This window comes from Frigoribacterium sp. VKM Ac-1396 (assembly GCF_015350895.1).
GTDB lineage: Bacteria > Actinomycetota > Actinomycetes > Actinomycetales > Microbacteriaceae > Frigoribacterium.
Genome location: NZ_JADKSD010000002.1, coordinates 272,395 through 284,952 on the forward strand (window position 1 = coordinate 272,395; position 12,558 = coordinate 284,952).

13 protein-coding genes are annotated in these 12,558 nt (G+C 74.4%); 11 read left to right on the forward strand and 2 right to left on the reverse strand.

The genetic code is table 11. The features are described from left to right. Positions 1–17 precede the first annotated feature (17 nt). The 10 genes from ITJ55_RS08405 to ITJ55_RS08450 all read left to right on the forward strand — a co-directional run bounded on the left by ITJ55_RS08405 (position 18) and on the right by ITJ55_RS08450 (position 9,721). Positions 18–440, forward strand: coding sequence for a holo-ACP synthase (locus ITJ55_RS08405; protein ID WP_194594986.1), 423 nt, complete (start codon positions 18–20; stop codon positions 438–440). After that, on the forward strand, positions 437–1,528 hold the full coding sequence (gene alr / locus ITJ55_RS08410) for an alanine racemase (RefSeq protein ID WP_194594987.1): 1,092 nt from the start codon (positions 437–439) through the stop codon (positions 1,526–1,528). Before ITJ55_RS08405 ends, alr (ITJ55_RS08410) begins: the two co-directional genes overlap by 4 nt. Continuing rightward, positions 1,525–2,661, forward strand: coding sequence for an alanine racemase (alr, locus tag ITJ55_RS08415; RefSeq protein WP_228498085.1), 1,137 nt, complete (start codon positions 1,525–1,527; stop codon positions 2,659–2,661). The genes alr (ITJ55_RS08410) and alr (ITJ55_RS08415) overlap by 4 nt, the downstream gene beginning before the upstream one ends. 83 nt (positions 2,662–2,744) lie before the next feature. Beyond that, positions 2,745–3,233, forward strand: coding sequence for a tRNA (adenosine(37)-N6)-threonylcarbamoyltransferase complex ATPase subunit type 1 TsaE (tsaE, locus tag ITJ55_RS08420; RefSeq protein WP_194595581.1), 489 nt, complete (start codon positions 2,745–2,747; stop codon positions 3,231–3,233). 180 nt (positions 3,234–3,413) lie between these two features. Continuing rightward, positions 3,414–4,808 (forward strand): polysaccharide biosynthesis tyrosine autokinase, encoded by a 1,395-nt coding sequence (locus ITJ55_RS08425; RefSeq protein ID WP_194594988.1) that lies wholly within the window; start codon positions 3,414–3,416, stop codon positions 4,806–4,808. Next, positions 4,805–6,022: a glycosyltransferase family 4 protein gene (locus ITJ55_RS08430; protein ID WP_194594989.1), complete on the forward strand. Its 1,218-nt coding sequence runs from the start codon at positions 4,805–4,807 to the stop codon at positions 6,020–6,022. The genes ITJ55_RS08425 and ITJ55_RS08430 overlap by 4 nt, the downstream gene beginning before the upstream one ends. Continuing rightward, positions 6,019–7,587, forward strand: a complete 1,569-nt coding sequence (locus ITJ55_RS08435) for a lipopolysaccharide biosynthesis protein (RefSeq protein WP_370544082.1) — start codon at positions 6,019–6,021, stop codon at positions 7,585–7,587. The genes ITJ55_RS08430 and ITJ55_RS08435 overlap by 4 nt, the downstream gene beginning before the upstream one ends. Beyond that, entirely contained in the window at positions 7,584–8,597 is a 1,014-nt protein-coding gene (locus ITJ55_RS16515; protein ID WP_194594990.1) for a glycosyltransferase family 4 protein, read from the forward strand. The genes ITJ55_RS08435 and ITJ55_RS16515 overlap by 4 nt, the downstream gene beginning before the upstream one ends. Positions 8,598–8,656: 59 nt before the next feature. Next, entirely contained in the window at positions 8,657–9,166 is a 510-nt protein-coding gene (locus ITJ55_RS08445) for a DUF4265 domain-containing protein (RefSeq protein WP_194594991.1), read from the forward strand. Between the two features lie 60 nt (positions 9,167–9,226). After that, entirely contained in the window at positions 9,227–9,721 is a 495-nt protein-coding gene (locus ITJ55_RS08450; protein WP_194594992.1) for an ASCH domain-containing protein, read from the forward strand. A 78-nt stretch (positions 9,722–9,799) separates the two neighbouring features. Here ITJ55_RS08450 and ITJ55_RS08455 read toward each other — a convergent pair whose 3' ends face one another. Both ITJ55_RS08455 and ITJ55_RS08460 read right to left on the reverse strand, forming a co-directional pair. Then, a complete protein-coding gene (locus ITJ55_RS08455; protein ID WP_194594993.1) occupies positions 9,800–10,399 on the reverse strand; it encodes a hypothetical protein in 600 nt (199 codons plus the stop codon). A gap of 131 nt (positions 10,400–10,530) precedes the next feature. Further along, positions 10,531–11,469 carry a glycosyltransferase family 2 protein gene (locus tag ITJ55_RS08460; protein WP_194594994.1) on the reverse strand — a complete coding sequence of 313 codons (939 nt, stop codon included), beginning with the start codon at positions 11,467–11,469 and terminating at the stop codon, positions 10,531–10,533. 76 nt (positions 11,470–11,545) lie between these two features. Between ITJ55_RS08460 and ITJ55_RS08465 the strand changes: the two genes are divergently transcribed. Further along, positions 11,546–12,556 (forward strand): glycosyltransferase family 2 protein, encoded by a 1,011-nt coding sequence (locus ITJ55_RS08465; RefSeq protein ID WP_370544083.1) that lies wholly within the window; start codon positions 11,546–11,548, stop codon positions 12,554–12,556. The last annotated feature ends 2 nt before the right edge of the window (positions 12,557–12,558 follow it).

The following is a 12,558-nucleotide window of genomic DNA, read 5'->3' on the forward strand; positions in this document are numbered from 1 at the left end:
AGCGAGCGGGTGACGACGTGATCGTCGGGATCGGGGTCGACGTGGTCGACCTCGAGCGCTTCGACCGCACGCTCGAGCGCACGCCGGCGCTCTCCGCCCGGTTGTTCCGCGAGGGTGAGCTCGTGCTGCACGACGGCAGCCCGCGGGGCCGTCACTCGCTGGCGGCGCGGTTCGCCGCGAAGGAGGCGCTGATCAAGTCCCTGGGCGGGTCCACCGGGGTCAGTTGGCACGACGTCGTCGTCGTGTCGGACGACGCGGGCGCCCCGTCGCTGGTGCTGAGCGGGGGCGCACGGGCGCTGGCCGACTCGCGGGGCGTCTCGCGCCTCCATCTCTCGCTGAGCCACGACGGCGGGGTCGCCGTGGCGTACGTGGTCGCCGAGGGCGCCGACCTCGGGCCCGCCCACCCCGGCGGGCCGCACGACGAAGGGGCAGGACGATGACGCACGACGTCACCATCACCGTCGACACCACGGCCCTGCGGCACAACGTCCGGGTGCTGCGCGAGACCGTCGCGCCCGCGGCCGTCATGGCGGTGGTCAAGGCGAACGCCTACGGGCACGGAGCCGTCGAGTGCGCGCGCGTCTTCGTCGAGGCGGGCGTCGACTGGCTCGGCGTGGCCGACCTGGCCGAGGCGGTGGCCCTGCGCCGGGCCGGCGTCGAGGCCCCGGTGCTCGCCTGGCTGCACGCACCCGGCGAGGACTTCGTCGAGGCCGCGGCGCTCGGCATCACCCCGGCGGTGTCGAGCGTCGACCAGCTCGAGGCGGCCGTGGCGGTCGGCGTCCGCGCCGTGCACCTCGCGATCGACACGGGGCTCAGCCGCAACGGGGCCGTCGAGTCCGAGTGGCCCGAGCTGTTCGACCGGGCCGCCGGGCACTCCGCCACCGTGCCCGTCGAGGGGCTGATGAGCCACGTGTCGAACGCCTCGGCCGAAGAGGACGGCCTGCAGATGGCCCGCTTCGCCCGGGCGACGCAGCTGCTCGACGAGCGGGGCGTGCGGCCACCGCTGCTGCACCTCGCCGCCTCGGCGGCCGCCCTGGACTACGCGGGCGCACGGGCGACCATGGTGCGCTTCGGCCTGGCGAGCTACGGCCTGAGCCCCCATCCCGACCGCACCTCGGCCGACCTCGGCCTCCGTCCGGCCATGACCCTCACCGCACCCGTGACTACCGTCAAGCGCATCCCGGCGGGCGAGGGCGTCTCGTACGGCTACCTCTTCCGACCCGAACGCGACACGTCGATCGCGATCGTCCCGGTCGGGTACGCGGACGGCGTCGACCGGGCCGCGAGCGAGCGGGCATCCGTCACGATCGGTCGGCGCACCTACCGGGTCCGCGGTCGGATCGCCATGAACGCCCTCGTGATCGACGTGGGCGACGACCCGGTCGAGGTCGGTGACGAGGTCGTCCTGTTCGGCGACCCGGCGCTCGGGCGCCGATCCGCGGCCGACTGGGCCGAGGCGATCGACGGCATCACCTACGAGGTCGTCGCCTGCCTCGCCGCCGGCCTGGACCGGAGGTACACCGCATGACCGCCGCGACGCCGCTGCGCCGGGCGACCGTCGACCTGGCCGCGTACCGGGCCAACCTCGAGTCGCTGATCGCCCGCCTCGACCCGGTCGAGATCCTGGCCATCGTGAAGGCCGACGCCTACTCGCACGGCGCCGACGTGCTCGTGCCCGAGGCCGTGGCCGCGGGCATCCGCTGGTTCGGCACGGTCGAGCTGGCGCCGGCCCTCCGGTTGCGACGTCTGGGCATCGGCGGCGAGGCGTCGTTCTTCGCCTGGCAGCTCAGCCCGTCCGACGACCTCGAGGCCGCCGTCGACCTGTCCGTCGACCTCGGCGTCTCGACGCTCGACCAACTCGAGGCCGTGGCGGACGCCGCGCGGGCTCGTGGCGGCGTCGCCCTCGTGCACCTGACCATCGACACCGGACTGCACCGCGAGGGCTGCCTGCCCTCGGACTGGCCGGCCTTCGTCGGCCGGGCGGTCGCCCTGCGCGACGAGGGCGTCGTGCGGCTGCGAGGCATCTTCTCTCACGTCAGCGAGACCAGCGAGGCCGACGACCAGGCCGCCGCGCGGGTGTTCGAGCGCGCCGTGGCCGACGCCGAGGCGCTCGGTGCGACCGTCGAGAAGCGCCACATGTCGTCGAGCTCGGCCGCGCTCGAGCACCCCGAGAGGCGCTTCGACATGGTCCGCATGGGGTCGAACGGCCTGGGCATCCCCGTCACCGAGGGCGTCACCGCCGCCGACCGCGGGCTGCGGCCGGTGCTGACGCTCTCGGCCTCGGTCGTGAAGGTCAAGCGCATCGCCGCCGGCACCGGGGTGTCGTACGACCACACCTTCCGCGCGCCGACCGACACGACGGTGGCCCTCGTGCCCCTGGGGTACGCCGACGGCGTGAGCCGACGGGCCCAAGGCGCCGTCCACGTCGTCGTGGCCGGCGCACCCCGCCCGATCGTGGGTCGGGTCGCGATGGACCAGTTCTTGGTCGACATGGGCGACGACCCGGTCGAGGTGGGCGACGAGGCCGTGCTGTTCGGCCCGGGTGACCGCGGCGAGATGACCATCGGCGAGTGGGCCGACGCGACCGGCACCATCCCCGAGGAGGTCGCCTGCCGCGTCGGTGCACGCGTGCCGCGGGTCTACCTCGGCGGGCGGCCGTGACCACCCCGGGCGGAGCCCGCGGTCCCGGCGACCCGGTCGAGGCGGGCGACCCGGTCGAGTCGACCGTCGTCGACGCCGACGCCATGGAGGCGCTGGGTCGCGAGCTCTCGGCCGTGCTGCGGGCGGGCGACCTGCTGGTGCTGACCGGCCCGCTGGGTGCCGGCAAGACGACCCTGACCCGGGGGCTCGGCGCCGGACTCGAGGTGCGTGGTCAGGTGGCGAGCCCGACGTTCGTCCTGGCCCGGACGCACCCGACGGCGTCGGGCACCCCGCTCGTTCACGTCGACGCGTACCGGCTGTCGACCGAGGCCGAACTCGACGACCTCGACCTCGACTACGACGGCTCGATCGTCGTCGTCGAGTGGGGTGCCGGCCTGCTCGACGGGGTGTCCGACTCGTGGCTCGACGTCGTCATCGACCGCCCGACGGGTGCCCGGGCGGACGGCACCCCGGGCGATCCAGGCGATCCGGGCGATCCGGGCGATCCCGGCGATCCGCCGGACGAGCCGCGCCGCGTCACGATCACCCCGCACGGTCCTCGCTGGGCCGGAGTCTCGCTGCCGACCGGGTGAGCCCCTGCGCCAGCGGGCGCCGACCGGGTGCGCACCCGTCGCGACGACGACGGGCGAGAGCGGGTGAGAACGGGTGATCGTGCGTGCGACCGGGCCCGGGCACCCCCGCCCGGGGGTCATGGGCCCTCGCGCGCTGCGGGTATGCTCGCCAGGTTCAGCCACTTAACCCGGGAGTGTCAGTTGGATCCTCAGCACTACTGGCGCGCGCTCGTGAAGAGCTGGCCCGTCATCCTCGTCCTCGCGCTGCTCGGCGGCGCGGCCGGTTACGGCTTCGCCCAGACCCGACCCGACAGCTTCCGCGCGACGAGCAGCGTCTTCGTGTCGGCGGCCGAGGGCTCCGACCCGAACGAACTGCTGCAGGGATCGTCGTACACCCAGAACCTCGTGCAGAGCTACACCCGCCTGGCCACCGCGACGATCGTCCTCGAGCCCGTGATCTCGGACCTCGGCCTCGACGTGACCCCGGTGCAGCTCGCCCGTCAGATCACCGCCGAGAACCCGCTCAACACCGTCATCATCGACGTCGCGGTCGTCGACGGCGACCGTCAGCGCGCGGCCGACATCGCCAACGCCGTGACCCGGTCGCTGAGCGCCGAGGCCCGGTCGCTGTCGCCCGAGAGCGCGGCGGGCCTGTCGACCCTCAGCGTCGCCCCCATCGCCGAGGCCACCCCGCCGAACCAGCCGGTCGGCCCGAACCGCCGGCTCATCACGCTCACCGGTCTGGCGATCGGCCTCGCGCTCGGCGTCGTCCTCGCCCTCGTCCGTTCGGTCGTCGACACGCGCCTCCGGAGCACGGCCGACGTCGACGAGCTGCGCCTCGCCCCGGTGCTCGGCACCGTGGGCCGCCGCCGCCGGGGCAGCCTCGCGTTCGCCGACGAGCCCCAGGGTGCCGCGGCGGACGACTTCCGGCGCATCCGGGCGCAGCTGCAGTTCTCGGACGTCGACTCGGTCGCCCGCACGATCGCGGTGTCGTCGGTCAGTGCGGACGACCGCGAGAGCCGCGCGGCCGTGACCCTCGACCTCGCCCTCGCCTACGCCGAGCGCGGGCAGTCCGTCCTCGTCGTCGACGCCGACCTGCGGGGTGGCGGGCTCGCCGACCTCGCGGCCGTGTCGGACGAGGTCGGCCTGACCGACGTCGTCGTGGGGCGGGTCGAGTTCGACGACGCCGTGACCCCGTGGCGCGACCGCGTCGACGTCATCGCCACGGGCGAGGTGCCCCCGAACCCGAGTCCGCTGCTCAGCTCGAAGTCGATGGCGCTGTTCGTCGAGGCGGCGCGCGAACGCTACGACGTCGTCGTGGTCGACGCCCCCGGCGTGCTCACCTCGTCCGACGCCCTCGAGCTCGGACGCCTGACCGACGGCGTCGTGCTCGTCGCCACGGTGGGGCACTCGTCCCGGGGCCAGCTCGTCCAGGCGGTCCGGGCGCTCGGTGGCGTCCAGGTGCCCGTCATCGGCGTCATCCTCGACGGCCTCACCGAGGGCGGTCAGCGCTCCGGCGGACCGCGCTCGAGCGGCACCTCGGCCAAGGCCGTGACCTCCGGTCGGACCGTCCGTCGGGGCATCGACGCACCGTGACCTCGTCTCGGTCGTCCCGTGGGGCCGCCCCGCGCCTCCCGGCCGTCCGGTTGTACGAGTCGCTGCGGACGGCCCACCTCGAACGGGCCCACGAACTCGCCCCGGCGAGCATCGTCTACCGGGTGACGCGCTACGACTTCGACGCCTCGCTCGCCGAGGGGCTCGACCTCGTGCCGGCCGGCCCGGTGCGTGCGGCCTGGCTCGTGGCCCGCTCCGGCGTCGAGACCCTCGAGGTCAACGAGCCCCTGATGACCTCGAGCCTGCCCGCCACGGCGCTCGTGCTGGGCGCGCTCGCCGTGCGGCGCCGCCTCACCGGGCGATCGACCACGGTCGTGAGCTACCTGATCGGCAACGCCGACCCGTTCGCCGCGGCGACCGCGCCCCGGCTGCGCACCCGGCTCCGGAGGCGCGGCGAACGCGTGCTCGCGCGAGCGGTCTGGCGTCGACTCGACCGGGTGGTCCACGGGACGGACGCCGCGCGTGAGACGTACGCGCGCCTCCTCGGTGATCCCGCGGCGCGCGCCACCGTGACCACCGTGCCCGCGCTGCCGACCCGGCACCCCGAGGCCCGCGGCGGCGGCGTCCGTCCGCCGGCGGTCACCTTCGTCGGCTCGTTCGTCGAGCGCAAGGGCCTGCGCGTGCTCGCGGCGGCCTGGCCGCTCGTCGTCGCGGCCCGCCCCGAGGCGACGCTCGCCCTGCTCGGCAAGGGCGCCCTCGAGCAGGAGGCGCGGGCACTGTCGGTCGCGCAGCCCTCGGTCACCCTCGAGGTCGACCCGCCGCGCCCGCGCATCCACTCGGTGCTCGACGACTCGCGCGTGCTCGTGCTCTGGTCGCAACCCAGCCCGACCTGGCGCGAGCAGGTGGGGTTGCCGATCGTCGAGGGGCTCTCGCACGGCTGCACCGTCGTGACGACGACCGAGACGGGACTCGCCGACTGGCTGACCGACCACGGGCACGTCGTCACCGCCGACGCCGCGTCGCCCGAGGTGCTCGCCGCCGCGATCGTCGAGGCGCTCGACGCCGCCCGGTCGGCCCACGACGTGCTGGCCGACCTGCCGACCCGTGACGGTCGGCTCGCGGCGGACGACCGGTTGTTCGGGCGTGACGGCGCACCCGCCGTCGACGGCAGCGTCGACGGCACCAGCACCGCCGGCACCAGCACCGACGGCACCAGCACCGCCGCGGGCAGTGCGCACGACGGAACGCGCTCGTGACCCGCGCGGCCACGGGCTCGGCGGGACGACCGAAGCGGGGCGGTGCGATGGCCGCCGTCGGCTCGACCGCCGCCGTGAAGGTGATCGTGATGGGTCTGTCGGGCGTGCTCGGCATCATCACCAGCCGCATGATCATCCAGAACTTCGGCACCGACGCCTACGCCCAGTACGGCCTGCTCTCGACCTTCCCGACCCTGCTGCCGTTCGCCGACCTGGGCATCGCCGCGATCGTGATCAACGCCGTGGCCGGGTCGTCGTCGGTCCGCACCGACGACTTCGTCAAGCGGTCGATCGTCACCGCGTTCCGGGTGCTGCTCGTGTCGGGCGGCATCATGGTCGCGGTCGCCCTGCTCATCACCCTCGCCGGCTGGTGGCCCGTGCTGCTCGGCGAGGGGTTGCTGCCCGACGGTGGCTCGCTCGCTGCCGGGCTCTGCCTCGCGGTGTTCGGCCTGGTGATCCCGCTGACGGTGGGCCAGCGCATCCTCGTGGGGCTCAAGAAGACGAGCACGCAGGTCGCCAGCCAGGCGGTCGTGGCCCCGTTCATGCTGCTCGCGATCGGCTCGGCCGTCATGTTCAGCGTGCCGGTCGGCAGCTACCTCGCCGTCATCTCGTACGTCGCGAACAGCCTCGTCTCGGTGATCTGCCTGATCGTGGCCGCGCGGGCCCTGTCGCCACAGATCGGCTCGGCCGTGAAGCTCGTGCCGCGCGTCCGCAGCTACCGCGGGGTGCCGGCACTCGGCCTCGCCTGGCCGATGCTCGTGCAGATGATCGCCCTGCCGGTCGCGATGCAGACCGGCCGCCTGCTGCTCAGCCACCTGGCCGGGCCGGACGAGCTCGCCCAGTACAACCTCGCCTCGCAGCTCTTCGGCATCGTGCTGCAGACCGTGGCCGCCGCGGGCATCGCCCTCTGGCCGGTCTACGCGGCGGCACGCTCCGCCGGGCGGGTCGAGTCGCCGACCGTGCCGACGCTCTGGTTCTTGCTCGGCGGCCTCGTGCTCGGCACGGCGCTCGCCGTGCTCAGCCCGTTCCTGGCCCGCTTCGTGTCGGGCGGTGCGATCACGCTCGACGGCTGGATGCTCGTCGGCTTCGTCGTGTTCGTCGGCCTGCAGGCGGCGAAGTACCCGGTCGGCATGTACATGACCGACAAGACCGGACTGGTCTTCCAGGTGCTGCCCATCGTGCTGATGGTGCCGCTCAACCTCGGGCTCTCGTGGTGGTTCATCGGCCTCGTCGGCGCGGCGGGCCCGGTGCTGGGGTCGGCGATCTCGGTGGCCGTCTGCCAGCTCGTGCCGAACCTCTGGTACGTGTCGCGCGACCTCGGACGCCGCCGGGCCGAGGCGGCCTCGAGTGCCGCGGTCGACCAGCCGGCCGACGGCGACGGCGACGGGACGACGGCGACCGCCGGCCTCGACGTCGACGAGCAGCGCGGAGACGAGACCGCGACCGACCAGGCGATCGCCGAGCGGGCGGTGGCCGAGCGAGCCGCCGACGAGCGGGCCGGTGCCGATGACCGTGCCGGTGACGGCCACCGTGCCGACGACGACGACGAGAAGGAGGCGCGGTGATCGAGGTCCTGTTCGCCCACGAACGCGACGTGGCCGGCTGGGCCGCCGACCACGCGGCCGGACGGCGCCCCGGCCTCTGGCCGTACGGCCTCGAGGCGCTGCGCGACACGGACCAGGAGGCGCGCATCGGCTCGGTGGCCGAACCCGGCCGCCTGCAGGTGCTGCGCGACCGCGTGGTGCCGCGCCGCGCCTCCTCGTCCGGGGTGCCGTCCGGCGACGTCGGGGTGACCTGGGACGAGAACGTGGCACGGCGGATGCTGCTGACGCGGCCGCACGAGCGGATGTACACCGGCGTGATCTGGGTGACCGACCGGGTCGACCGCGGGCAGGACGTCGGACGCATGCGCGACGTGCTGCGCCGGATGAGCGGGCTCTGGGTGATCAGTCGGGGCCAGGTCGAGCCGTTGCGACGGTTCGTCGGTGAGGACGGTCCGCCGGTCGGGTTCTTCACCTTCGGGGTCGACGAGCAGTTCTTCGCGGCGCGACCGTGGCCCGAGCGCCCCCTGGTGCTGAGCATCGGCGGCGATCGCGACCGCGACCCGGAGACGCTCTTCGCGGCGTTGCGGCAGGTGCACGCCGAGCGTCCGGACGTCGAGTTGATCGTGCAGACGACGAGCGACGCAGAGCCCCCGGAGGGCGTGACCGTGGTGCCCCACGTGTCGCACCGCGAGTTGGCCGAGCTGTACGCGCGGGCGTCGGTCGTGGCCGTGGCGACGCGCGACAACCTGCACGCGTCGGGCATGACGGTCAGCCTCGAGGCGATGGCCACGGGGCGGCCCGTCGTGATGACGGGCACCCCGGGCATCGAGGACTACGTCGTGCACGAGCGCACAGGACTGCTCGCACCGGTGGGAAACCCGTCGGCGCTCGCCGGGCACGTGCTGCGACTGCTCGGCGACGAGGCCGAGGCGCGCGCGTTCGGCGCGGCGGGGCGGGCCCTCGTCGAGGAGCGCCTGACGACGCGGCACCTGGCGGCGTCGCTGGCGGAGTTCGTCGGCGCGTCGGCATGAGCTCAGGGGTGCCGAGGGGCCTGGCCCGGTTGTGGCCCTTCACGCGCAGGGAGGCAGCGGTGCCGGGTGTCGACGGCGGATCCGTCCGGACCGAGGAGTCCGAGGTCGTCGAGGGTGCCGAGCACCTGAAGGTCCGCGTCCTGCTCGACCAAGAGCGCGGGTGGCCGGGCACCGAGTCCGAGGGCCTCTGGGCGCTGCCGTTGACGACCGGCGACTACCGCCTCGAGAACACGCCGTTCTTCGCCTTCGAGATGTCGAACGGCGACGAGGTCGCAGCCTCGGCGGACTCCGACGGCGTGCTCTGGGTGACCCGGGTCGTCTGGCGCGGGGGACGCATGACCGTCAGGATCATCACGAGTGATCGAGACGACTCGCTCGAGGGCATCCTGGCGGAGTTCGCGCCTCTCGGTGTGACGGGTGAGGGTTTTCCGCGGTTCCGGTTGCTGTCGTTCGACCTCGGCCCGGAGTCCGACGTCCCCGCCGTCAAGGAGATGCTGCGCGCCGGCGCGGCGTCCGGCCGGTGGGAGTACGAGGAGGCCGACGTGTCGGAGGAGTGGCTGGCTCTCTGAGTCGTCGGCGCACCGGCACGGCCGGTCGACGGGCCACCGTCCGTCTGCTTGGCTCTCGGCATGACCGAAGACCTGCCGCTCGTCGAGTTCGCGTTCCCCGGCCCGCTGCGCGACCGCATCGTCGCGGCCGTCGAGGCGGGTGCCAAGACGGCGACCAGCTCGCTGCTGCGCGAGTACGAGCTGGCCGGTGAGCCGCTGCCCCGCGACGGTCAGCGAGGGGTGATGGTGGACTCGGAGGGGCGGCGGCGGTCGGTGCTGGAGACCACCGGCGTCGAGTCGGTCGCCCTGAGCGACGTGCCCCTCGCACACGCACTCGCCGAGGGGGAGGGCTACGAGTCGGTGGACGACTGGCGAGCGGGGCACGTCCGCTTCTGGACCTCGCCCGAGATGCGGGCCGAGCTCGGCGAGGACTTCGTCGTCGACGACTCGACCGTGGTCGTCCTCGAGCGCTTCCGCGTCGTGCCCCCGTCGGGCGACGACCATGACGACCGCGACGACCGCGACGACCGCAAGGTCGCCGGGCCGACGGCGTCGTCGCCTGACGCCGCGGGGTGATCGCGGCCCGGGCGAGGCGTCCGGTGCCGGCGCGCTCTCGTGGGTGCGCCTCCTTCGTCGTCGTCCGGCCTCAGTCCGTCACTCGTCGGGCAGGGCCAACTGCGAGCCGACGCGTCCGTCGCGCGGCGGGGCCGAACGGGCGGGTCGCGGCGGGGCCGGTGGCAGCGCCAGCGCGCGGTGTCGTGCGGCGTCGGCCCGAGCCAGGGCAGTCACGGCGCCCAGGCACGTCGCCGCCTGGAGGAGGCCCAGGAGCGCCGGCAGCACGAGCAGCGTCAGCTGGCCATCGGACGGCAGCCCCGAGACGACGATCGCGGCCCAGGCGAGGAGCCAGGCTGCGGGCAGCCAGACCGACCGGCTCACGACGGCCACGGACGTGCCGATCAGCCGTCCCGCTGCCGCGACGACCTCGTCGCGGTCCTCGGGCTCGATTTTTGGCGGGCGCGCGGTGAACTGCCGCTCGATGCGTTCGCTGCGGCGCCAGTCCCCGAGCGGGACCCCGGGTGGGGGCGCGGCCGAGCGGTCGACCACCGGGCAGAGCGTCGCGACCAGGCAGCCCAGGGCAGCCGCGAAGAGCACGATCGCCACGACGTCGCGCTCGGGCGTCCCGTCGAAGAGGCCCCAGGCCGCGTCGGCGACGACGAGGAAGGCCCCGAGGGTCGTGGCGGCGAGCCCGCTCACGAGCGTCCTGCGGCGCACCCTGCCGGGGTCGAGGAACTCCGCCCGGCGTGCACGGTAGACGCTCCGGCCGCGCCGCACCGCCCCCACGTACCCCAGCGGACGATCCCTCGGGTCTGCCCTTGATAAATTTGTCAACGAGCTCCCGCGGCACGCCGGCGCAGCTCGGCCGCGACGATGCGGCGCCCCTCGAGCACGGCGCGCAGGCCGACGAGCAGCGTCCCCGGCGATCGCACGAACTGTCTCCGACCGCCCTGCAGCAGCACCTCCCACGCGATGCGCGGGGTCAGTCGCCGCCACCGCCGCAGGTCGTCGTCGCCGAGGTGCTTCGCGGCGAAGAGCAGCCGGTTGCGGATGTTGTAGCGGTAGTACCCCGCCGACTTCGCCTGCCCCGACCGGTCGGCCCCGCCGGCGGTCTGCGTGCCCCCCTCGGCGTGGACGACGGTGACGTCGTCGAGAAGCCGCAGCGCGCCTCCTGCGCCGACGACGCGGCGAGACAGGTCGACGTCCTCCCAGTACAGGAAGTAGTCGTCGTCGAAGCCGCCGCAGCGCTGCCACAGCTCGTCGCTCAGCACGAGGCAGGCGCCGCTCAGCCACTCCTCGACGCGCGCGCCGGGCTCGCGTCGACGGCGCGACCGGATGCGTCCGTCGTCGAGGTACAGGTCGCTGCCGGCCGACCAGAGGCTGCCGTCGGGGCGCAGCACCCTCGGCGCGCTCATGGTCAGGGGCTCGGACGAGGAGGCGCGGTGCAGCGCCGCGAGCGAGGTCGCGTCGGCCACCGCGTCCGGGTTGAGCAGCACGTGGTGGCGCGCCCCGGCCTCGCGGGCCCGGGCGACGCCGAGGTTGACGCCGGTGCCGAACCCCTCGTTGTCGTCGGGAGCCACGAGCAGCCAGCCCTCGTCGGCCACCAGCTCGCTCACCCGGGCACGTTCGCCCGCCCCCGACCAGTTGTCGACGACGACCACGACGAGGCCGTCGACCGCCCATGAGACGGGGGCGAGGTTCTGCCGCAGCAGCTCGGTCGAGCCGTAGTTGACGACGACCACCGACAGTCCCGCGAGCGACTCACCCACGGCTCGTCCCCCGTCCACCCGACGGAGGCGCGGTGTGCGACCCGGCGCCGGTCACCGACCTGACATGCTGGGGGCCGTGACGACCGACCCGACCGCACCGCGCCTCCTGACGATCGCCGTGCTGACCTTCCGCCGGCCCCGCGACCTCGACGCGGTGCTGCCGCTGCTCGTCGAGCAGGCGCGCGGCGTGCGCGCGCTCGGCGTCGAGGCCCGCGTGCTCGTGGTCGACAACGACGCGAGCGGGTCGGGCCGCGAGCGCGTCGAGGCGGCGGCGCTCGCGGCGGCCGACCCCGGCGACGTGCCCGGTGCCGTCGACCCCGTGGCGGTGCGGTACGTCGTCGAGGCCACGCCCGGCATCGCCTCGGCCCGCAACCGGGCCCTGGCCGAGAGCGGCGAGAGCGACCTGCTGGTCTTCATCGACGACGACGAGCGGCCGTCTGAGCCGTGGCTCGCGGCCCTGCTCACGCTGCAGGCCGAGACCGGCGCCGCAGCCGTCGTCGGCCCCGTGCGCAGCGAGTACGAGGTCGAGCCCGAGCCGTTCATCGTCGAGGGGCGCTTCTTCGTCCGGCGTCGGCTGGCCACCGGCACGCCCGTCGACGTCGCCGCCACCAACAACCTGCTGCTCGACCTGGCCGCGGTGCGCCGCCAGGGGCTCGCCTTCGACGTGGCGCTCGGGCAGCTCGGCGGCGAGGACACCCTCTTCACCCGCAGCCTCGTCTCGGGTGGCGGCACGATCCTCTGGTGTGCCGAGGCCGTCGTCACCGACGTCGTCCCGGCTGCCCGCGTCACGCGGCGCTGGGTGGTGCAGCGGGCCTACAGCAGCGGCAACGGCTGGAGCCTGACCTCGGTCATGCTGTCCGCGCGAGGGGCCTCGCGAGTGGCCACGCGCCTCCGGCTCTCGGCGAAGGGCGGCGTGCGCGTCGTCGGCGGGCTGGGCCGCTACGCGGTCGGCACGATCACCCGACCGCTCGGTCGACGGGCCCTCGGCCAGCGCGCCCGCGGCATCCGCACGATGGCCCGCGGCGCCGGCATGGTGGCGGGCGCGTGGGGCGCGGGGTACCGCGAGTACGGCCGCGGCGACGGCTGAGG